General features: G+C 72.7%; 21 protein-coding genes and 1 tRNA gene. 15 read left to right on the top strand and 7 right to left on the bottom strand.

The genetic code is table 11. The features are described 5' to 3' along the window. Nucleotides 1-14 precede the first annotated feature (14 nt). Nucleotides 15-566, top strand: a complete 552-nt coding sequence (locus I4I82_RS13175) for an HD domain-containing protein (protein ID WP_218590074.1) — start codon at nt 15-17, stop codon at nt 564-566. Here I4I82_RS13175 and I4I82_RS13170 read toward each other — a convergent pair. Both I4I82_RS13170 and I4I82_RS13165 read right to left on the bottom strand, forming a co-directional pair. Continuing rightward, nucleotides 557-1,027, bottom strand: a complete 471-nt coding sequence (locus tag I4I82_RS13170; protein WP_218590073.1) for an NUDIX hydrolase — start codon at nt 1,025-1,027, stop codon at nt 557-559. The genes I4I82_RS13175 and I4I82_RS13170 overlap by 10 nt on opposite strands. Before the next feature lie 12 nt (nt 1,028-1,039). Then, nucleotides 1,040-1,786, bottom strand: coding sequence for a helix-turn-helix domain-containing protein (locus I4I82_RS13165; RefSeq protein ID WP_218590072.1), 747 nt, complete (start codon nt 1,784-1,786; stop codon nt 1,040-1,042). Between the two features lie 147 nt (nt 1,787-1,933). Between I4I82_RS13165 and I4I82_RS13160 the strand changes: the two genes are divergently transcribed. From I4I82_RS13160 to I4I82_RS13110, 11 genes are all read left to right on the top strand, one after another. Beyond that, nucleotides 1,934-2,314 carry a YdcP family protein gene (locus tag I4I82_RS13160; protein ID WP_218590071.1) on the top strand — a complete coding sequence of 127 codons (381 nt, stop codon included), beginning with the start codon at nt 1,934-1,936 and terminating at the stop codon, nt 2,312-2,314. Next, the gene (locus I4I82_RS13155; RefSeq protein ID WP_218590070.1) at nt 2,311-2,553 is read left to right on the top strand and encodes a hypothetical protein; all 243 of its coding nucleotides are present in this window, start codon (nt 2,311-2,313) and stop codon (nt 2,551-2,553) included. The genes I4I82_RS13160 and I4I82_RS13155 overlap by 4 nt, the downstream gene beginning before the upstream one ends. A gap of 380 nt (nt 2,554-2,933) precedes the next feature. After that, a complete protein-coding gene (locus tag I4I82_RS13150; RefSeq protein ID WP_218590079.1) occupies nt 2,934-3,134 on the top strand; it encodes a hypothetical protein in 201 nt (66 codons plus the stop codon). 1 nt (nt 3,135) lies between these two features. After that, on the top strand, nt 3,136-3,450 hold the full coding sequence (locus I4I82_RS13145; RefSeq protein WP_218590069.1) for a hypothetical protein: 315 nt from the start codon (nt 3,136-3,138) through the stop codon (nt 3,448-3,450). Further along, entirely contained in the window at nt 3,450-3,644 is a 195-nt protein-coding gene (locus I4I82_RS13140; RefSeq protein WP_218590068.1) for a hypothetical protein, read from the top strand. The genes I4I82_RS13145 and I4I82_RS13140 overlap by 1 nt, the downstream gene beginning before the upstream one ends. Nucleotides 3,645-3,732: 88 nt before the next feature. Continuing rightward, a complete protein-coding gene (locus I4I82_RS13135; RefSeq protein ID WP_218590067.1) occupies nt 3,733-5,205 on the top strand; it encodes an FtsK/SpoIIIE domain-containing protein in 1,473 nt (490 codons plus the stop codon). Beyond that, nucleotides 5,202-5,468 carry a hypothetical protein gene (locus I4I82_RS13130; RefSeq protein WP_218590066.1) on the top strand — a complete coding sequence of 89 codons (267 nt, stop codon included), beginning with the start codon at nt 5,202-5,204 and terminating at the stop codon, nt 5,466-5,468. Before I4I82_RS13135 ends, I4I82_RS13130 begins: the two co-directional genes overlap by 4 nt. Further along, the gene (locus I4I82_RS13125; RefSeq protein ID WP_218590065.1) at nt 5,468-5,683 is read left to right on the top strand and encodes a hypothetical protein; all 216 of its coding nucleotides are present in this window, start codon (nt 5,468-5,470) and stop codon (nt 5,681-5,683) included. Before I4I82_RS13130 ends, I4I82_RS13125 begins: the two co-directional genes overlap by 1 nt. Next, a complete protein-coding gene (locus I4I82_RS13120; protein WP_218590064.1) occupies nt 5,680-7,023 on the top strand; it encodes a replication initiator in 1,344 nt (447 codons plus the stop codon). Before I4I82_RS13125 ends, I4I82_RS13120 begins: the two co-directional genes overlap by 4 nt. Further along, nucleotides 7,020-7,223: a helix-turn-helix domain-containing protein gene (locus I4I82_RS13115; protein WP_218590063.1), complete on the top strand. Its 204-nt coding sequence runs from the start codon at nt 7,020-7,022 to the stop codon at nt 7,221-7,223. The genes I4I82_RS13120 and I4I82_RS13115 overlap by 4 nt, the downstream gene beginning before the upstream one ends. Nucleotides 7,224-7,278: 55 nt before the next feature. Next, nucleotides 7,279-8,346 (top strand): tyrosine-type recombinase/integrase, encoded by a 1,068-nt coding sequence (locus tag I4I82_RS13110; RefSeq protein ID WP_226370028.1) that lies wholly within the window; start codon nt 7,279-7,281, stop codon nt 8,344-8,346. An 87-nt stretch (nt 8,347-8,433) separates the two neighbouring features. Here I4I82_RS13110 and I4I82_RS13105 read toward each other — a convergent pair. Together I4I82_RS13105 and I4I82_RS13100 are read right to left on the bottom strand one after the other, a co-directional pair. Continuing rightward, nucleotides 8,434-8,510 (bottom strand) — tRNA-Pro (locus I4I82_RS13105). 35 nt (nt 8,511-8,545) lie between these two features. Then, the gene (locus I4I82_RS13100) at nt 8,546-9,487 is read right to left on the bottom strand and encodes a metallophosphoesterase (RefSeq protein WP_218590061.1); all 942 of its coding nucleotides are present in this window, start codon (nt 9,485-9,487) and stop codon (nt 8,546-8,548) included. Between the two features lie 35 nt (nt 9,488-9,522). Between I4I82_RS13100 and I4I82_RS13095 the strand changes: the two genes are divergently transcribed. Beyond that, nucleotides 9,523-9,993 carry a GatB/YqeY domain-containing protein gene (locus I4I82_RS13095; protein WP_218590060.1) on the top strand — a complete coding sequence of 157 codons (471 nt, stop codon included), beginning with the start codon at nt 9,523-9,525 and terminating at the stop codon, nt 9,991-9,993. Nucleotides 9,994-10,138: 145 nt separating this feature from the next. Here the strand turns inward: I4I82_RS13095 and topA are convergent, their stop codons facing one another. The 3 genes from topA to I4I82_RS13080 all read right to left on the bottom strand — a co-directional run bounded on the left by topA (nt 10,139) and on the right by I4I82_RS13080 (nt 16,188). Beyond that, nucleotides 10,139-12,874 carry a type I DNA topoisomerase gene (gene topA / locus I4I82_RS13090; protein WP_226370431.1) on the bottom strand — a complete coding sequence of 912 codons (2,736 nt, stop codon included), beginning with the start codon at nt 12,872-12,874 and terminating at the stop codon, nt 10,139-10,141. A gap of 282 nt (nt 12,875-13,156) precedes the next feature. Next, nucleotides 13,157-13,765, bottom strand: a complete 609-nt coding sequence (locus tag I4I82_RS13085) for a hypothetical protein (RefSeq protein ID WP_218590058.1) — start codon at nt 13,763-13,765, stop codon at nt 13,157-13,159. A gap of 101 nt (nt 13,766-13,866) precedes the next feature. Next, on the bottom strand, nt 13,867-16,188 hold the full coding sequence (locus I4I82_RS13080; RefSeq protein ID WP_218590057.1) for a sodium-translocating pyrophosphatase: 2,322 nt from the start codon (nt 16,186-16,188) through the stop codon (nt 13,867-13,869). A gap of 232 nt (nt 16,189-16,420) precedes the next feature. Between I4I82_RS13080 and I4I82_RS13075 the strand changes: the two genes are divergently transcribed. Continuing rightward, entirely contained in the window at nt 16,421-17,476 is a 1,056-nt protein-coding gene (locus I4I82_RS13075) for a hypothetical protein (protein WP_218590056.1), read from the top strand. A gap of 70 nt (nt 17,477-17,546) precedes the next feature. Beyond that, nucleotides 17,547-19,931: a DEAD/DEAH box helicase gene (gene sftH, locus I4I82_RS13070; protein ID WP_218590055.1), complete on the top strand. Its 2,385-nt coding sequence runs from the start codon at nt 17,547-17,549 to the stop codon at nt 19,929-19,931. Nucleotides 19,932-20,179: the final 248 nt, after the last annotated feature.

Below are 20,179 nucleotides of genomic sequence, written 5' to 3'. Positions count from 1 at the left end.
GCACGGTGCAGCTAGTGGAGTGGGCCGAGTCGACGGCCGAGCAGTTCCTCAAGGACTCGTTGCCGCGTCGGTGGGCGCATGTGCAGAGCGTGGCCGGTCGAGCTGGCCGGCTGGTGTCGCACCTCGGCAGGGACGGCGAGATCCTGCACGCGACGGCGTGGCTGCATGATGTCGGCTACGCCCCGCCGCTGGCGGTGACCGGGTTCCACCCGCTCGACGGCGCGCATTACCTGCAGACCGTGGACGTCCCGGCCCGGGTCGTGGACCTCGTTGCGCTGCACTCGTCTGCGGCGGCGGAGGCGTCTGCCCTGGACCTCGACGAGGAGATGGCCGGCTTCGTCGACGAGCGGACCCTGACGCGGGATCTGCTGTGGTTCGTGGACATGACGATTGGCCCGGACGGGCAGTGCATGGACTTCGAAGCGCGGATGGATGACGTCCGGGCCCGTTACGTCCCCGATCACTACGTGATCCGTGCCCTTGACGCGGGGATGGCGGAGCGGCGGGCGGCGATGGCGCGGGCGTCGGAGTGGATCGACAGCGTGGGGATCGCCGATCAGGTGTAGTACGGCTCGCCGGTCGGCGAGTAGCCGTGCTCGATGCGGAGCCGGATGGACGGGTGGACGTCGAGTCCGGCGACCTGAGCGCGCTCGACCCAGAGGGATTCGGTGGTCTCGTCGCTCGGTCGTGGTTCACCAGACACGGCCTGGCCGCGGAAGCAGATCGAGAACTCCTGGCGGACCTCGCCGTCGCTGAACTCGATGACGTGGTCGGGATTGGAGTAGATGCCGATCAAACCGGTGACCTCGATGGTCACGCCGGTCTCTTCCTCGGTCTCGCGGATGGCGGTCTGGGTCATGGTCTCGCCGACCTCGTGGCGTCCGCCGGGGAGTGCGTACTTGCCGCTGTCGGTGCGCCGGATCATCAGCAGGCGCTCGGCGTCGTCGACGACGAACGCGCTCGCGGCGATGACGATGCTGGTCGCCTTCGGGGCGTCGGGGTCCTGGTAGTGGTCGATGCGCGCCATGCGCCGATCAGATCACCATGCGGCCGGCTTCGACAGGGCCCACACGTCGGTGAAGCTCTTGGCGTAGGTGCTGAACAGGTCACCGGCTCCGAGCTTGCGCAGGTGCAGGCTGGGGGCGTGTGCTCCGGGGACGCCGTAGACGTGGTTGTTCACGATCATCTCGTCGTCGAACCGGAAGATCGAGTTGTAGAGCGTGGTCCCGTGGTAGCGGAACTCGACACCGGGGGTGTCGACGAGCGGAGTGTAGGAGGCCAGGCCGTACTTGATCCGCATGGCCAGGACGCCCTCGCCCAGCTTCTCCTCCGCACTGCGCAGGGTGACGGCGTCGGAGTCGGGGTCTCCGAACGCGATGCGGATGGTGACGCCGGCGGCGGCCTTCTCGGCGGTGGTGCGGATGAAGTCGGGGCGCTCGACAAGGAACAGTCCGGAGTGGACGAGGATGTCGATTCGGTCGGCAGCGGCGTGCAGCAGGCGGTCCCACAGGTCGGACGGGATGGCGTTGCGGTGCGGGTAGGCCGTGACGATCTCGGAGGTGGCGATGCTGGCCTGGCGCTCCGGAGGGACGGCTGAGGGCCACAGCCAGGACTCCGGCTGGTCGAGCAGAGCCGCGATGGTGCGGCGGTGCCGGGCGTAGGGCTTGCGGGCCGTCTGCAGGGTCCAGCGCTCGACGGTCTTGGGGTCCACGTCGGCCTTCTCGGCGATCTGTTCGTAGGTGAGCCCCGCGGCCAGGATCGCGTCGCGCAGTCGCTCGTTCGCCACCCGGACCTCCGTACAAGTAGGGACGACTTCGATCGTCGTTGAGACGTCCTGAGTTGTCCAGGTATGCGGTGCAGCCGTCCGGCGATTTTGCGGAGAGTTGTCCTCGACGGGCCGAAACCCACCGGCCCCCACGCCGAGGAGGCAGCGATGCGAGACATCCCGGTTCTGCTGGACAGCTACAAGCTCACGGTGGTCGAGCCGCCCGCGCCGAAGATGCGTGACGACGGCAACGGCGGGCTCGTGATGGTGACCAACCGCGACGGGGTGACCCAGTTCGTGGTGTCGCTGTTCGCGAAGCTGCGCACCCAGCCGGGGCAGCGCAGCCAGAAGGGCGAGGAGATCAAGGTGACCCTGGAGACCGACCCGGGGCAGGACTTCCCCGAGGACGCCCGGGTAGCGCTGATCAACCCGCGGATCAACGCCTACCAGATCGACAGCCCGGACGGTCGCTCCATCTCCGGCATCTCGTTCAAGGCGATGGGTCTGGCCCCGGCCGGTTCGGCCCCGGCGCCGCGGGGCGAGAAGTGAGCACCCCCGGCGCGTGGACGGCGGAAACTCCGGTCGTCATCGGCGTGCACCTCTACGAGCGGACCCCGGTCACCTGGACGGTCCCGCACGGTGAGCGCCGGGTGGTGCTGCACGTCGAGGGCGCCAACTCCGCCCGGATCAGCCTGTTCACCCGCCGACCCGATCTGGTCCGGCTGATCGAGGCCGCCACGGCCGCGCTTGCCGAGCTGGACACCGACGCGGCGACCTCCGCCGCATAGCCCGACCGCGCCGCGTCACCCGGCGCCCCGTCTCTGGCCGGATCCCCGGCCCGCGGATCTGATCCGCTTGTTTCTTGAGAATTCCACAGTGGCTACACCCATGCCTGGATCCGACCCACAACAGTGCGCCGGAAACGAAACCAACTCATCGAGGTGAGTTCGATGATCTGTGATGGCTGTAGCGGATCGGGAGCGTGCGACCCGTGCGACGGGTACGGCACGACCTCCGATTCCTACCCGAATGCGCAAGACGGAACCGAGTGCGAGATCTGCACCGGTGACGGGGTGTGCGTCGACTGCGGCGGCAACCGCGAGACCCCCGACACCGACACCGAGCAGGACGAGACCAGCGCTGCGGCGCAGTGGAAGGCGAGTGCGTGATGACCACCAACACGATGACGAGACCTGCCGCCCGGGCCCAGACCCAGGGAGTCGCCCGACTGGTGCGCCGGCTCGAACGCGAGCGGCGCCGCTGGACCCTGCGCGACGGGGCCGACCTGCTCGCCACCGAACAGGCGTGGCGGGCCGGGGTCGCCGAAGGGCTGCGGCTGGCGCAGACCGCGATCCGGAAGGGCGTCTGACATGACCGCCCCCACCAGGACCCGCCTGCGACCACGGGGTCCGCTCAACCGCAGGTCGGTCGCCAGGTTCGCCGAGTTCTGGGCGTCCCTGCAGCAGGTCGGCGACGCCCTGGCCGAGATCGAGAAGCTCGGTGCGAAGGCCCAGGACGCCCAGCGCTCCCGCGCCTCCAACGGGGTCAACGGTCGCTCGTGGGCGGTCGCTACGCCGGAAGAGATCAAGTCCGCGGCGAAGAAGACCCACCGCACCCTGCGGATCATCGCGGTGTCGGCCAAGCGCTGGGAGGCCGACCTGCTCTCCCGCGAGTGGAGGTCCTGATGGCCGCCACCGTGGACCGCGCCATCGACGATCTCGACGCCGCGATGCGCCGCCTCCGCAAGTCCGTCCGCGGCATCCCGTTCCGGGCCGGCGGGTTCCGCACCACCCACCGCAACCTCGCACGGGACGTTGCATTCCTGATGGTCCAGCTCGATTCCGCCCGCGGAATGCTCGACGGCAAGAACAATCGATAAGTCCACCGCGATACCTCGGGCCGGGACACGAGAACGCGTCGTGTCCCGGCCCGACCCATCCCACCGTCAATTCCAAGGAATGATTCCGATGACCGCACGCAACACCCACTTTACCCACCACCCGGCCGACCGCGGTCCCCGCGGCGCCACCCGCTCCACCGGCACCGAGATCCGCGCCCTGGTGTGGCTGCTCCGACACCCCGCCTTCGCCCTGATCCCCGTCCTCGGCATCTGGTCCGTTGCCCTGTGGGGCGCCACCGCCGTCGCCTCCGGCCTCGGCGGGCTGCTCGCCGCGTTCCTGATCTGGTGGCGCGCCCACCCGCCCACCTACGACCGCTGGATCGCCCCCCGCGTCCGCACCGTCTGGCGCCGCTGGACCGCCTACCGGGGCCGACGCTGGCGCGAGGTCTTCACCGACTGCGACCTGACCCGCGAGAACCGCCGCACCGGCCAGATCCTCTGCCCCCGGGTCCTGCGGGTCCGCGCAGTCACCCCGTCGATCGACACCCTAAGCGTCCGCATCGTCCGCGGACAGGACCCGGCCACCTTCACCGAGAAGATGCCCGCCCTCACCGACGCGCTCGGAGCACACCGGGTCGCGGTCACCCGCGCCCGCCCCGGCGTCCTGTCGATGGTCGTCGAGCGGCGGATGCCGTTCCCGAACGTCATCGACGCCGCACCCATCCCGGCCACCTCGGATCTCGTGAACCTCCGCGCGCTCGACGTCGGCGACAACGAACGCGGGGAGCCGTTCACCATCCGCATCCGCGGGAAGCACCTGCTCGTCGTCGGCGCCTCCGGCGCGGGCAAGGGCTCGCTGCTGTGGAACCCGCTGCGCGCGATGGGCCCGATGATCCGCGACGGCCTCGTCCGCGTTTGGACCATCGACCTCAAGGGCGGCACCGAAACCGACCGCGGGGAAGCGCTGTTCCACCGCTGGGCCACCACCTTCGACGACGCCCTGGAACTGCTGGGCGACTTCCGCGACTCCATGGTCGAGCGCCAGACGTGGATGCGCGAACACAAGGTCCGCACCTGCGAGATCAGCACCGAGACCCCGGTCGAGCTGCTCGTCATCGACGAACTCGCCATGCTCACTGCCTACGGCGACCGCAGCGGCGTCCGTGAGGCCCTGCGGCTGCTCGCCGAGATCCTGACCCAGGGCCGCGCCGCGGACCACACCGTCATGGGCTACGTGCAGGAACCGTCTAAGGACGTCGTCGACGTGCGGGACCTGTTCACCACCCGGATCTGCCTCGGTGTCACCGCCGCCTCCCACGTCGACATGGCGCTCGGCGACGGAGCCCGCGACCGGGGGGCGCTGGCCGACCAGATCCCCGGCGACGAGGCACACGCCGGGATCGGGTTCGTCATCGACGCCGGCTCTCGCCTGCCGGTGCGGTTCCGGGCCGGCTACGTCACCGACGACGAGATCGACGAACTCGCCCACCGCTGCGCACCTCGCGGCGCCGACGTCCCGGCCCCGCGCAGCCCAGGTGACGTCCTGCCCTTCCCCACCCACACCACCCACGGCCCGGCCGGAGAGGAGACCGCGTCATGACCACCCACCAGACCTACGAAGCACGCCTGATCACCGCCCTGCTCGCGCTCGTCTGCGTGATCGGCTGCGCGGGCGCGATCGTCCCGGCCGTCGAGCAGGCCGTCACGCTCGGCTTGCTCACCCCCGGCCCGCTCGTCGTCCTGGCCGTCGCCGTGCGCCTCGGCGTCCGGTGGCTGCGGGAACGCCGCGAGGACCGCGCCGACGCCCTCACCGCCGCTGCATGGCGCGCTGAGCACGCCCCGCACCTGGTGGGGGTGGCGTGATGTGGGACGTCACCGAATGGGCCGTTCTCACCTGGCTCAAGTGCACCGTGTTCCTCGCGGTCGGCGTCGGGGCCGGCTGGCTGTACTTCGGCGTCGGCTCCGGCGGATTCACCCTCGTCTGCCTCGGCGCCGTCCTCGCCGAGCTGTACGCGACCCGTCAGCTCGCCCGCGAGTGGGCGCACGAGGCCGGCATGCGCTGGTGGTGGTCCGGATGACCGTCACCGACGACCAGATCAGCACCCGCCTGCGATCCGCCGGCTATCCGGCCTGGCGGGCCGCGGTCGAGCAGACCGGGGGATGCGCCGCACCCATCCACCTGCGCGGCTCCTCCCGCGTCATCGGCCGCGGGGGCGCGGTCCTGCTTGAACGCTCCGGCGACGTCCTCGCCCCCTGCGGGAACCGCCGCGAGTCCGTCTGCCCGGCCTGCTCGGACCGCTACGCCGCCGACGCCTTCCACCTCCTGCGTGCCGGGCTCGCCGGAGACGACACCAAGAACGTCCCGACGAGCGTGACGGACCGGCCGCGGGCGTTCCTCACCGTCACTGCGCCCTCGTTCGGGCCCGTCCACGCGCGGAAGGTCACCGCCCGCGGGTTCGTCGTGCCCTGCCGCTGCGGGGAACGCCACCACCCCGACGACCCTCGCATCGGCTGCGCCGTCGACCCCGACACGTACGACTACGTCGGGGCGGTGCTCTGGCAGGCCCACGCCGGGGCATTGTGGGCCCGGTTCACCACCACCCTGCGCCGCGCACTCGCGGCGGAGCTCGGCGTCAAGGCGCGCGAGTTCCGCGATTGCGCTCGGGTCTCCTACGCCAAGGTCGCCGAGTACCAACGCCGCGGACTCGTCCACTTCCACGCCGTCGTCCGCCTCGACGGCCCGGGAGGACCGGCCGATCCCTGCCCAACCGGACTCGACGACACCACCCTGCGCACGGCCATCACCACCGCGGCCGCTGCCGGCTCGCTCACCGTCGCCCGGCCCGACGGCACCGCGATGACGCTCGGCTGGGGCGCACAGCTCGACCTGCGCCCGGTCACCCCCTCCGCGGCCCGGCAGGTCGAGAACGACGCGGGCGAGATCACCGACGCCGCCCTGGCCGGCTACATCGCCAAGTACGCCACCAAGGGCACCGGCGCCACCAACGGCGCCGACCGTCCGATCCGCGACCTCGAGCACGTGCGATACCTCGACCTCACCCCGCACCACCGGGCGATGATCGAAACCGCGTGGCGGCTCGGCGAGCTGGAGCAGTACGAGCAGCTGAACCTGCACCGCTGGGCCCACATGCTCGGCTTCCGCGGCCACTTCCTCACCAAGTCGCAACGCTACAGCGTCACCTTCCGCACGATTCGCGGCGAGCGCCGGCTCTGGCGGCTCCGGGAGGACCTGGCCGCGCTCGGCGGGGCCGACCCGATCGACCCCGACACCGTCGTGGTCGTCAACGACTGGGTGCCCGTCCGGTTCGGGCACCGCGACGACGGCGAACGCGAGCTGGCCGCCGCCATCGCAGAACGCAATCGATCACACCGACGCACGACCAGGAGGACGACATGACCAGCAGGCAGCTCTACCGCGTCACCGAGGCCATGGCCCTCCTGTCGCTGAGCCGCAGCGTGATCTACGAGCAGATCCGGGCCGGTCGGCTGCGCTCGGTCTGCCAGGGACGCGCCCGCCTCATCCCGGCGGCCGCGATCGCCGACTACGTCGCCCTGCTCGTCGCGGAATCGGGGGTCGGCTATGACAAGTCGGCGTAGCCGCGGAGACGGTGGCCTGCACTGGGATGCCGCTCGCGAACGGTGGATCGCCTCCGTGACCGTCGGCTACTCCCCGGCGGGCAAGCGCATCGTCAAGCGCGGGAGCGGACGCACCAAGACCGAGGCGAAGAACAAGCTCAAGGAGATCATCCGCGACTACGACGACGGGCTCGCGTCGACGCCTCACTCGTACACGGTCGGGCAGGCCGTGACGGACTGGCTGGCGTACGGGCTCAGCGGACGGGATGCCAGCACGGTCGAGACGCGGCGCATCCTGGCTACGCAGCACGTGATCCCGGCTCTCGGTGCGCGCAAGCTCGCGAAGCTGTCGGCTGAGGACGTCGACCAGTGGTTGGCGGAGAAGGCACGGACGCTGAGCACCCGGACGTTGCGGGACGTGCGCGCGATCCTGAGCAGGTCCATCGCTCGTGCTCAAGCTCGCGACCAGGTCAAGCGCAACGTCGTGCTGCTCTGCGACACGCCGGTCGGGCAGATCGGTCGCCCGTCCAAGGCGCTCACCTTGCCCGAGGCTGAGGCGCTGCTGGCGGCGTCGGAGGATTCCACGATCGGCGCCTATGTCGTGCTGTCGCTGCTCACCGGGGCGCGGACGGAGGAGTTGCGGGCGCTGACGTGGGCGCACGTGAACCTCGACGTCACCCCGCCGCACATCATGGTGTGGCGCTCGGTCCGGGTCGGCGGTGACACCAAGACCCGCAAGTCCCGGCGCACGCTCGCACTGCCGCAACGTTGCGTTGATGTCCTCCAGGCGCAGAAGGTCAGACAGGCGGCGGCCCGACGGTTGGCCGGCGCGCGCTGGGAGAGCAACGACCTCGTGTTCGCCTCGGAGGTCGGGACGGCTCTGGACGCGGCGAACGTGCGGCGTGGGTTCCGGCGGATCGCGACGACAGCGGGGCTTCCAGCGAAGGACTGGACGCCTCGCGAACTGCGCCACAGCTTCGTCTCGCTGCTCTCCGACGACGGGGTGCCCATCGAGCAGATCTCCCGGCTCGTCGGCCACAGTGGGACCAGCGTCACCGAGCTGGTGTACCGCAAGCAGATCCGGCCGGTGGTCGAGGACGGGGCCACGGTGATGGATCGGATCTTCCCGCGTGCATCGGGGTAGTCACGCAGTTAGTCACCCACCCGGCCGCGGCAACGACGAAAGCCCTGGTCTCGGTCTCCTTGCGGAGCCTGTGACCAGGGCTTTGTGTGGTCGGGGTGACAGGATTTGAACCTGCGACCTCTTCGTCCCGAACGAAGCGCGCTACCAAGCTGCGCCACACCCCGATGGCCCGCGATCGTGCTGCGAACCGTGGACCACTCTAGCCGACGTCCGCCGCGGCGTCCGCGGGGGTGGCGTCGGCCGACGCCGGGACCGCCGGGCGGGCGACGAGGGTCAGCAGCGTGGCCTCCGGCGGGCAGGCGAACCGGACCGGGGCCCACGGCGACGTGCCCAGACCCGCGGAGACGTGCAGGTGGGTGTGGGTGCCCCAGCGGGAGGCGCCGCGGGCGCGGGAGCGGTCGATCCCGCAGTTGGTGACGATCGCGCCGTAGCCGGGCAGGCGGAGCTGGCCGCCGTGGGTGTGGCCGGCCATGACGAGGTCGTAGCCGTCGGCGGCGAACGCGTCGAGGACGCGGGGCTCGGGGGAGTGCGTGAGGCCCAGGCGCAGGGCGTGGCCGGGGCCGGGGCGGCCGGCGACGCGGTCGTAGCGGTCGAGACCGAGGTGCGGGTCGTCGACGCCGGCGACCGCGACGGACACACCGTCGACGTCGACGGTGAGCCGGGCGTGCGTGGCGTCCTGCCAGCCGCGCTCGACCATCGCCGCGCGCAGGTCGCGCCAGGGCAGCAGCTCCCCCGTGGGCTTGGTGCGCGTGCCGGTCAGGTAGCGGGCGGGGTTCTTCGGGGTCGGGCCGAAGTAGTCGTTGCTGCCGAACACGAACACACCGGGCCGCGAGAGCAGCGGGTCGAGCGCGGCCATCACGCTCGGGACGGCCCGGGTGTGGGCGAGGTTGTCGCCGGTGTTGACGACGAGGTCGGGCTCCAGCGCGGCCAGGTCGGCCACCCAGCGCTGCTTGCCGCGCTGTCCCGGCGTCATGTGCAGGTCGGACACGTGCAGGACGCGCAGCGGGCGCGTGCCGGGGGCGAGGACCGGCATCGTGGCCTCGCGCAGCGTCCAGCGGCGGCGCTCGACGCCCGCCCCGTAGGCGACGGCCGCGGCGCCCGTCGTGGTGGCTCCGATGGCGAGCCGAGCCCAGCTGTTCACCGCTCCAGAGTACGTCGGGGGTACCGTTCCGCGGCGTGAGCACCCTGAAGGCGCAGCTGCGGGCCGACCTGACCGCGGCGATGAAGGCCCGCGACGAGCTGGTCAAGTCCACCCTGCGGATGACGCTGACGGCCATCGGCAATGCCGAGGTCGCCGGCACCGAGGCGCGTGAGCTCTCCGACGACGAAGTTCTCAAGGTGATCGCCAAGGAGGCGAAGAAGCGCGCGGAGTCGGCGGAGGCGTTCGCCGGGGCGGGCCGCGACGAGCTCGCCGCGCAGGAGCGGGCCGAGGGCGAGATCCTCGACCGCTACCTGCCCACCCAGCTCTCCGACGACGAGCTGGCCGCGATCGCGCGCACCGCCGTCGACGAGACCGCCGCCGAGCTGGGCGAGCAGCCCGGCCCGCGCCAGATGGGGCAGGTCATGAAGAAGGCGAACGCCGCGGCGGCCGGACGGGCCGACGGCGGGCGCGTCGCGGCCGCGGTGAAGGCGCTGCTGGTCGGCTGACGCCCTTTGCTCTGAGCACCGATACGCACCGGGGACGGTGGTGCGTATCGGTGTCCAGAGCAAAGGTGGCGCGGCGCCTGGTCACCGAGCGCGCCCGGTCCCAGGCCGCGCCTGCTCCTCGGCCGCGACTACTTCTCGACCGCGACTACTTCTCGACCGGGGCCTTCTTCGCCGCCGGGGCGCGCTTGGCCGCCGGCTTCTTGGCCGCGGGCTTGCGGGCGGCCGGCTTGCGCGCGGCCGGGGCCTTCTTCGGCGCCGGTGCCTTCGCCCGCCGCTCGGCCAACAGCTCGCTGGCCCGCTCGTCGGTGATCTGCTCGACGCTGTCGCCCTTGCGCAGGCTCGCGTTCGTCTCGCCGTCGGTGACGTACGGGCCGAACCGCCCGTCCTTGATCACCATCGGCTTCTTCGAGTTGGCGTCGACGCCGAGCTCGCGCAGCGGCGGCGTGGCCGCGGCCGTGCGCCGCCCGCGCTGCTTGGGCTGCTTGTAGATCTCCACGGCCTCCTCGAGGGTGACCGTGAACAGCTGCTCCTCGTCGGTGAGCGACCGCGAGTCGGTGCCCTTCTTGAGGTAGGGCCCGTAGCGGCCGTTCTGCGCGGTGATCTCCTCGCCGCTCTCCGGGTCGGTGCCCACCAGGCGCGGGAGCGACAGCAGCCGCAGCGCGTCCTCGAGCGTGATCGTCTCCGTCGACATGCCCTTGAACAGCGACCCGGTGCGCGGCTTCGGCTTCGCGGGCGCCTTCTTCGGCTTCGCGCCCTCGACGACGGGCGGCGCCTCCGGCTCGGGCAGGACCTCGGTGACGTAGGGCCCGTAGCGGCCCTCCTTGGCGACGATCTCGTGCCCGCTGATCGGGTCGACGCCCAGCGAGCGGCCCTCCTGCGGCACCGAGAACAGCTGCTCGGCGACCTCGGGCGTGAGCTCGTCGGGCGGCAGGTCCTCGGGCAGGTTGGCACGCTGGGACTCCCCGTCGCGCACGCGCTCCAGATAGGGCCCGTAGCGGCCGACGCGGACCACGACGTCGTCGAAGACCGGCACGGAGTTGATCTCCCGCGCGTCGATCTCCTCCAGGTTGACGCCCACGAGCTTCTTCAGCCCGCCCGCGCGCGCCACCGAGCCCTCGGAGCCCTGCTCGGCGCCGAAGTAGAAGCCCGACAGCCAGCTCGTGCGGCCCTGCGTGCCCGCGGCGATGGCGTCGAGCTCGTCCTCCATGGCGGCGGTGAAGTCGTAGTCGACGAGCCGGCCGAAGTGGTGCTCGAGCAGCCCGACGACGGCGAACGCGATCCACGACGGGACCAGCGCCTGCCCCTTCTTCCACACGTACCCGCGGTCCTGGATCGTCTTGATGATCGAGGCGTAGGTGGACGGGCGGCCGATGCCGAGGTCCTCGAGCTGCTTGATCAGGCTGGGCTCGGTGAACCGCGACGGCGGGTTGGTCGAGTGCCCCTCGGCGGTGAGCGACGCGGCCGTCAGCGACTGGCCCTTCGTCAGCTCGGGCAGGCGCGACTCGGCGTCGTCGGCCTCGCCACCCGCCTGGTCGTCGACGGTCTCGACGTAGGCGCGCAGGAAGCCGGGGAAGGTGATGGTGCGCCCGGACGTCGCGAACGTGACGGCCTCGCCGGTGGCGGCGGTGCCCGCGATGCGCACGCTGACCGTGGTGCCGCGCGCGTCGGCCATCTGCGAGGCGACGGTGCGCTGCCAGATCAGCTCGTAGAGGCGGAAGTCGTCGCCGTCGACCTCGCGGGCGATCTCGCCCGGCGTGCGGAACACGTCGCCCGCGGGCCGGATGGCCTCGTGGGCCTCCTGCGCGTTCTTGACCTTCCGGGTGTACTGCCGCGGCTGGTCGGGCACGTAGGCGTCACCGTAGAGCTCGCGCGCCTGGCTCCTGGCCGCGTCGATGGCCGAGGCCGACAGCGTCGTGGAGTCGGTGCGGAGGTAGGTGATGTACCCGTTCTCGTAGAGCCGCTGCGCGCTGCGCATCGTGCGGTCGGCGGAGAAGCGGAGCTTGCGGCCGGCCTCCTGCTGCAGCGTGGAGGTCATGAACGGCGGGTAGGGCTTGCGCGTGTAGGGCTTCGACTCGACCGACTCGACGGTGAGGTCGCGCCCCTCCAGCGCCTCGGCCAGACGGCGGGCGCCGGCCTCGTCGAGCGCGGTGGCGTCGGACTTGAGGCGGCCGTCCGGGCCGAAGTCGCGTCCCGTGGCGACCCGCGCGCCGTCGATCGCGACCAGGCGCGAGCCGAACTGGCGCGGGGTCGCCTCGGCGCCCGCGTCCATCAGCGCCGCGATGTCCCAGTACGACGCCGACACGAACGCCATGCGCTCGCGCTCGCGCGCCACCACGATCCGCGTCGCCACCGACTGCACCCGGCCCGCCGAGAGCTTCGGCATGACCTTCTTCCACAGCACGGGGGAGACCTCGTAGCCGTAGAGGCGGTCGAGGATCCGGCGCGTCTCCTGCGCGTCGACCATGTCCTGGTCGAGGTCGCGCAGGTTCTCCACCGCGGCGCGGATGGCCGGCTCGCTGATCTCGTGGAAGACCATCCGGCGGACCGGGACCTTCGGCTTGAGGGTGTCGAGCAGGTGCCAGGCGATGGCCTCGCCCTCGCGGTCGGGGTCCGTCGCGAGCAGGAGCTCGTCGACGGACTTCAGCGCCTCGCGGAGCTCGGCGACCTTGCTGCGCTTCTCCGGCGTGATGATGTAGAGCGGCGCGAAGGAGTTGTCGACGTCGACGCCCAGGCGGGCCCACGCCTCGCCCTTGTGCTTGGCGGGGACGTCGGCGGCGCCGCGCGGCAGGTCGCGGATGTGGCCGACGGAGGCCTCGACGACGTAGTCCTTGCCCAGGAACTTCTGGATCTTCGCAGCCTTCGTGCCCGACTCGACGATCACCAGGCGGCGCGTCGGTCGCCCGGTCGTGGCGGCCCGGGGCGTGGACGTGCGCCGCCCGCCTCCGGACTTCGGGGTGCCGGTGCTCTCCCCGGTCTCGGGTGTCGAACTCGTCGTTCCGGTGGTCACAGTGTCCTGTCCTTCGCGGCTGCGCGGAGGGTCCGCCCTCGCAGTATGCGTGTCCCGTCTTCCGGCCTACACACCGATACCGGGCCTGCCCACCCACGCAGGGTGTCGCCTCGGTCACACCGGGGCGCTCGTGCCGGGGGAGCGTAACCACCCCTGTCAACCCGCGCGGCGTCCCCAGCAGCGCGGCCAGTCGGCGTCGGCGACCCCGCGCGGCACCGGTCCGACCAGTTCGACGAGCCGCTGCACGCGCCGCGTCCCGCTGATCCGCAGTACCGTGCCGTCGCCCACGCGGGCGGGCGGGATGCCGAGCCGCGTCGTGGCCGCGACCAGCGGGAGGTGGGTCTGCGGGGCCTCCGGGTCGAGCAGGAGGAGGTAGCCGCCTCGCTCGTCGGGGCGGCCCGCGGACAGGGCCCACAGGCGCAGGGCCGCACCGTCGAGCTGCCACCCCGCGGGGACGGTCTTGGCGCCGTCGCCCGCTCGTCCGGGTGCCAGCCACTCCGCGGCGAGCGGGACGAGGTCGCACCGGAACGCCGTGCGGACCGCGGGGGTGCCCGCGGCGGTGGTGACGGACGTGACGGGGATGCCGGTGGCCGCGCAGGCCGCGACGACGGCGCGGGCGCGTCCGGCGTCGACCAGGTCGGCGGAGAGTCGGGCCTGGTCGCCCGCGCCGAAGCGGACGATCCGCCCTGGGCCGCAGAGCAGGCCGGCGAGGTCGCGGACCCCGGCGGGGCGCGCGTCGGCGGAGAACAGCGACAGCTGCGGCACGACGCGCAGGATAGAACACGCGTTCGATCCGGTCGCCCCCCGACGCGCCGGAGGCCGCCCACCCGACGGGTGGACGGCCTCCGTTCGTGCGGGGAGAGCGGTCAGGCGACCGCACTCTCCGCGGGGGTGTCGGTGATCGACGTCGAACGACGCTTCGAGACGATGATCGCCCCGGCGATGATCGCGACCGCGACGAGCGAGATCGCGATGCTGATCACGGGGCTCGCCGAGGGGCCGACGGACAGGGCCACGACGGCCGGCGCGATGAGCACGGCGACCAGGTTCATGACCTTGAGCAGCGGGTTGATCGACGGGCCCGCGGTGTCCTTGAACGGGTCGCCCACGGTGTCACCGATGATGGTGGCCTCGTGCGCGGGCGAGCCCTTGCCGCCGTGGTTGCCGTCCTCGACCAGCTTCTTCGCGTTGTCCCACGCGCCACCGGAGTTGGCCAGGAACACGGCCATCAGGGTGCCGGTGGCGATGGCGCCGGCCAGGTAGCCGGCCAGCGGGCCGACGCCGAGACCGAAGCCGACCGCGATCGGCGACAGGATGGCGAGCAGGCCGGGGGTGGCCAGCTCGCGCAGCGAGTCGCGGGTGCAGATGTCGACGACGCGGGAGTAGTCGGGGCGCACGGAGTAGTCCATGATCCCCGGGTTCTCGCGGAACTGCCGGCGCACCTCGAACACGATCGCGCCCGCGGCCCGGGTGACGGCGTTGATCGCCAGACCCGAGAACATGAACACGACCGAGGCGCCGATGATCACGCCGACGAGGGTGTTCGGGGCGAACACCTCGTAGGCGAACGCGGTGCCCACGTCGCCGAGGGCGACGTTCGCGTCGGCCAGCGCGACCGTGATCGCGTCGCGGTAGGAGCCGAACAGCGCGGTGGCCGCGAGCACGGCCGTGGCGATCGCGATGCCCTTGGTGATGGCCTTCGTCGTGTTCCCGACCGCGTCGAGCTCGGTGAGGATGTCGACGCCGGGACCGGACACGTCGCCCGACATCTCCGCGATGCCCTGGGCGTTGTCGGCCACCGGGCCGAACGTGTCCATGGCGACGATGACGCCGACCGTGGTGAGCAGGCCGGTACCGGCAAGCGCCACGGCGAACAGGGCCACCGTGATCGACCCCGTGGCCAGCGCGAAGGCACCGAACACGGCCGCGCTGATGACCAGCGCGGTGTAGACGGCGGACTCGAAGCCGATCGAGATGCCGGACAGGATGACCGTGGCCGCACCGGTGAGCGAGGACTTGCCGACGTCCTGGACGGGCTTGTCCTCGGTGCCGGTGTAGTAGCCGGTCAGCTTGAGGATCGCGGCGGCCAGCACGATGCCGATGATCACGGCGACCGTGGCCAGCAGGCGCGGGTCGGTGCCCGCCATGTCGCCGACGACCGTGGTGTCGGACGGGTTGGTCAGCCCCTCGAAGGTGCCCGGGAGGTAGACGTAGGCCGCGATCGCGCTGAGCAGCGCCGAGATCCCCGCGGAGATGTAGAAGCTCCGGTTGATCGTCGTGAGGCTGCCCTCGTTCGGGCGGGTGCGGGTGATGTAGATGCCGATCACCGCGGTGATCACGCCGATGGCCGGCACGATCAGCGGGAACAGCAGGCCCTGCAGCCCGAACGCGGCGGTGCCGAGGATGAGCGCGGCCACGAGCGTCACGGCGTAGGACTCGAAGAGGTCGGCGGCCATGCCCGCGCAGTCACCCACGTTGTCGCCGACGTTGTCGGCGATCGTGGCGGCGTTGCGGGGGTCGTCCTCGGGGATGCCCTGCTCGACCTTGCCGACGAGGTCGGCGCCGACGTCGGCGGCCTTGGTGAAGATGCCGCCGCCGACGCGCATGAACATCGCGAGCAGCGCGGCGCCGAAGCCGAAGCCCTCGAGCACGCGGGGAGCGCCACCGGCGTAGACCAGCACGACGACGGCCGCACCGAACAGGCCGAGGCCGACGGTGAACATGCCGACGACGCCACCGGTGCGGAACGCGATGCGGGTGGCCTTCTCCCGGCCACCCTCCTCGCGCGACGCCGAGGCGACCCGGATGTTCGCGGCGGTGGCCAGGCGCATGCCCAGGCTGCCGATGGTCGCGGAGAACAGCGCGCCGATCAGGAAGAAGATCGAGCGGCCGATGCTCTCGCCGAAGTTCGCTGCGGGGAGCGCGAACAGCAGGAAGAAGACGATGACGACGAAGACGGCGAGCGTCTTGAACTGGCGGTTGAGGTACGCCGTGGCGCCTTCCTGGACCGCTCGGCCGATCTCCTGCATCTTGTCGGTACCCGCATCAGCAGCGAGGACCTCCTTGCGCAGGATGAAGCCGATGGCCAGGGCGGCGAGGGCGACCACCGCGACCACACCGACGATGATGTAGTCGTTCGACGCGAGCGCGATCGAGTTCGCGTCCGCGGCGAGGGTGGACCGAGACATCCGTCCTCCTGGTTCTGTGGATCACTGGGCCAGGGGGAGCAGACGTCGACCCTGGCGTCGTCACGAGCCGTCTCCGCAGGTGAGCGCGGTGACGGGCGGGTGCAGTGTAGATGTGTGACCCACGCCGCGCTGCAGCGGAGGTGGTCGCGCCGGTCACGCAACGATCGGGTCACGAAGTGCTCGTAGGGTGGGTAGCCGTGAACTCCGACGCTGTGCCGTTCGTGATCCGCCCGTGACGAACCGCGCCCGTCCGGTGGCGGCCGGTGGCCTGATGGCCGCCTGCCTCGCCGTGATCTGCCTGGCCATCCCCCTGGTCGCGGCCGACGACCGCCCGTCCTCGCCCGTGGCCGCGCGGCTGGTGGTGGCGCCGTCGGCCGGCGACGCCGCGGGTTCGGGTGCCGGGGATGCCGGGGGGTCCACCGACGGATCCTCGGACGGGTCGGCCGACGGGGCCTCCGGCACCGCCGTGGCCGAGGGGCTGCCCGCGGGGGGCCTGCCGCTGCCCGACGTCGCCGCCGGGCTGGGCAGCATCGTGCCGCCCGCCCGCACCGGCCTCGCCCGGGCCGCCGTCGAGGCCGCGGAGGCCGCGGCCACGTCCGCGACCGAGCTCGGGGTGGCCGTGCTCGACCGCGCCACCGGCGAGACCGCCGTCGGCGACCGGGGGGCCGAGCCGTTCTACACGGCGTCGCTGTCGAAGCTGGTGGTCGCGGTCGACATGCTCGACCGGCGCCGCACCGAGGGCCTGGTGCTGACCGACGCCGACCTCGACCTGGTGCGCCGCGCGCTCGGCCCCAGCGACGACTCCGCGATGAACACGCTGTGGACCCGCTTCGACGGGGTCGGGGCCGCCGCCCGCGTGAGCGCCGCGGTGGGTCTGACCGGCACGACCGCGCCCGCCGACCCCTCCCAGTGGGGCGAGATGTCGGTGCCGGCCACCGACTACCTGCGCCTCTACGACCACATCCTCTCCGGCATGGCCGAGGCCGACCGCACGTTCCTCGTCGACGCGCTGGCCGCGGCACCCGCCACCGCCCGCGACGGCTTCGACCAGGCCTTCGGGCTCCTCGACCCGGGGGTGGACGGGCCCGGCGCGCCCGGCGCTGCGGCCAAGCAGGGCTGGATGTGCTGCTTCTCCGGGCAGTACTACCTGCACAGCGCGGGCCTGGTGGGCGCCGACGAGCGGTTCGTCGTGGCGGTGCTGACGCGGGTGCCCAGCGCTCCGGGCTGGAACGCGGCCCGGGCCGACGTGACGGACGTGGCGGAGGCCGCGGTGCGGGAGCTGGCCTGATCGACCGGGCTGTCGGGGGCGTGTGCCAACCTCGGTCCCCGTGGACGGCGGCGGGCGGACGGGTGCGGCGGTGACGGCCGACCGCGGGGAGGCGCTGCTGCGCCGGGTGCTCGCCGGGGCCGGTTCCGCGCACCCGGCCGACGATCCGTTCGGGCCCTGGTCGTCCGACGGGGGCCCGGACGGCGACGGGCCGCTGCGCCACGTCGCCACCGTGCCCGCCCGCGAGGGCGACGTCGTGCCGTGGCCCGACTGGGTGGCGGCGCCGGTGCGCGAGACCTTCGTGCGGCGCGGCGTCACCGCGCCGTGGCGGCACCAGGCCGAGGCCGCCTCGCTCGCGCACGCCGGGCACGACGTCGTGGTGGCCACCGGCACGGCGTCGGGGAAGTCGCTGGCCTACCAGCTGCCGGTGCTCTCGCGCCTGGCCGAGGACCCACGGGCCACCGCGCTCTACCTCTCGCCGACGAAGGCGCTGGCCGCCGACCAGCTCCGCGCACTGGCCGGGCTCGACCTGCCCGGCGTCCGGCCCGCCCCGCTCGACGGCGACACCCCGCTGGAGGAGCGCGACTGGGCCCGCGCCCACTCGCGGTGGATCTTCAGCAACCCCGACATGCTGCACCGCGCGGTCCTTCCCCGGCACAGCCGCTGGGCCACGTTCCTGCGTCGGCTGTGCGTCGTGGTCGTCGATGAGTGCCACACCTACCGCGGCGTGTTCGGCTCGCACGTGGCGCTGCTGCTGCGGCGTCTGCTGCGGGTGGCCGCCCGCTACGGCGCCCGCCCGACCGTCGTACTGGCCTCCGCCACGGTGGCCGAGCCCGCCGCGTTCGCGAGCCGGCTCACCGGGCGCGCGGTCACGGCCGTCACGGTCGACGCCTCGCCGCACGCCGGGCGCACCGTGGCGCTGTGGGAGCCACCGCTGCTGCCCGAGCTGACCGGCGAGAACGGGGCCCCGGTGCGGCGCCCGGCGGGCACGGAGGCGGCGCGGATGCTCGCCGATCTCGTCGTGGAGGGCGCCCGCACGCTGGCCTTCGTGCGCTCGCGGCGCGGTGCCGAGCTCACGGCGCTGGGCGCGCAGCGGCTGCTCGCCGACGTCGACCCCGACCTGCCCGCCCGCGTGGCCGCCTACCGCGGCGGCTATCTCCCCGAGGAGCGCCGCGCACTGGAGGCCGCGCTCGCGAGGGGCGCGCTGCTCGGGGTGGCCACCACCAACGCGCTCGAGCTGGGCGTCGACATCGCCGGGCTCGACGCCGTGGTCGTCGCCGGGTTCCCGGGCACCCGGGCGTCGTTCTGGCAGCAGGCCGGGCGTGCCGGGCGGGCCGCCGCCTCGGCGCTGGTCGTGCTCGTGGCCCGCGACGACCCGATGGACACCTACCTCGTGCACCACCCCGACGCGCTGCTCGGCGCGCCCGTCGAGGGCTGCGTGCTCGACCCCGCCAACCCCTACGTGCTCGCGCCGCAGCTGGTCTGCGCGGCGGCGGAGCTGCCGATCACCGAGGACGACGTCGACGAGCTGTTCGGCGGGCCCGCGGCCGCGGCCGTGCTCGACGAGCTGGTGGCCGACGGCGTGCTGCGCCGACGCCCCGCCGGCTGGTTCTGGCCCTCCCCGCGCGAGCGGCCCGCGGGCTCGGTCGACATCCGCGGCTCGGGCCTCGGCCAGGTGGCCGTGGTGGAGGCGGGTACCGGGCGGATGCTCGGCACGGTCGACGCGGCCTCGGCGCCCGCCACCGTGCACCCCGGTGCGGTGTACCTGCACCGCGGCGAGAGCCACCTCGTGGAGGAGCTCGACCTCGACGCCGGCGTCGCGCTGGTGGTGGCCGCCGACCCCGACTGGCGCACCGACGCGCGCTCGACCGCCGACGTCGAGGTCGTGCGGGTGCTGTCGCGGCGCGAGCACGGCCCGGTCGGCGTCGCGTTCGCCGAGGTGGACGTGACCTCTCAGGTGGTGGCCTACCAGCGCCGCGCCCCCGACGGCACCGTCCTGGAGACCGTGCCGCTCGACATGCCCGAGCAGACGCTGCGCACCCGGTCGGTCCTCTACGACGTGGACGACGCCGCCCTGGCCGCCGCCGGCATCGGGCCCGACGACGTGCCGGGAGCGCTGCACGCCGCGGAGCACGCGGCGATCGGCCTGCTGCCGCTGTTCGCGATCTGCGACCGCTGGGACATCGGCGGCATGTCGACGGCCCTGCACCCGCACACCGGCCGCCCGACCGTCTTCGTGCACGACGGCCACCCCGGCGGCGCCGGGTTCGCCGAGCGCGGGCACGAGGTGCTGCGGGCCTGGCTGACCGCCACCCGCGCCGCGATCCGCGACTGCGGCTGCCGCTCCGGGTGCCCGTCGTGCGTGCAGTCGCCCAAGTGCGGCAACGGGAACGCCCCGCTCGACAAGCGCGGTGCGGTGCGGGTGCTCGACGTGGTGCTCGCGGCCCTGGCCGGTCCGGTCACCGGGGGCGGCTGACGCGGGAGGGGCGGCGATCCGCCGGCTCGGGAGGCGGTTGCCGGCCGGTCCGCGGGGCAGCGGGCCGGCCGGCAACAACCGATTCGCGGCGGGCCGGCCGGGGGTCGCGTCGGGGGGACGCGCCGGTCCCTCCGCAGCTCGGGGAGCGGGTCGGTGCGGGACGGGGCGTGAACCCCGTCGTGACACCAGTAGGCACCGCCGCCGCCGTGCGCACCAGCGGCCGTCGACGATCGGCAGGATGGCGACGC

The organism is Pseudonocardia oceani (assembly GCF_019263585.2).
GTDB classification, from domain to species: domain Bacteria; phylum Actinomycetota; class Actinomycetes; order Mycobacteriales; family Pseudonocardiaceae; genus Pseudonocardia; species Pseudonocardia oceani.
This window is presented reverse-complemented; position numbering and strand designations above follow the sequence as displayed.

Bases quoted from the DNA above. Each gene is read 5' to 3' on its own strand.
- I4I82_RS13170 (WP_218590073.1), bottom strand. From the start codon at position 1,027: ATGGCGCGCATCGACCACTACCAGGACCCCGACGCCCCGAAGGCGACC.
- I4I82_RS13160 (WP_218590071.1), top strand. From the start codon at position 1,934: ATGCGAGACATCCCGGTTCTGCTGGACAGCTACAAGCTCACGGTGGTC.
- I4I82_RS13150 (WP_218590079.1), top strand. From the start codon at position 2,934: ATGACCACCAACACGATGACGAGACCTGCCGCCCGGGCCCAGACCCAG.
- I4I82_RS13145 (WP_218590069.1), top strand. From the start codon at position 3,136: ATGACCGCCCCCACCAGGACCCGCCTGCGACCACGGGGTCCGCTCAAC.
- I4I82_RS13140 (WP_218590068.1), top strand. From the start codon at position 3,450: ATGGCCGCCACCGTGGACCGCGCCATCGACGATCTCGACGCCGCGATG.
- I4I82_RS13135 (WP_218590067.1), top strand. From the start codon at position 3,733: ATGACCGCACGCAACACCCACTTTACCCACCACCCGGCCGACCGCGGT.
- I4I82_RS13130 (WP_218590066.1), top strand. From the start codon at position 5,202: ATGACCACCCACCAGACCTACGAAGCACGCCTGATCACCGCCCTGCTC.
- I4I82_RS13125 (WP_218590065.1), top strand. From the start codon at position 5,468: ATGTGGGACGTCACCGAATGGGCCGTTCTCACCTGGCTCAAGTGCACC.
- I4I82_RS13120 (WP_218590064.1), top strand. From the start codon at position 5,680: ATGACCGTCACCGACGACCAGATCAGCACCCGCCTGCGATCCGCCGGC.
- I4I82_RS13115 (WP_218590063.1), top strand. From the start codon at position 7,020: ATGACCAGCAGGCAGCTCTACCGCGTCACCGAGGCCATGGCCCTCCTG.
- I4I82_RS13080 (WP_218590057.1), bottom strand. From the start codon at position 16,188: ATGTCTCGGTCCACCCTCGCCGCGGACGCGAACTCGATCGCGCTCGCG.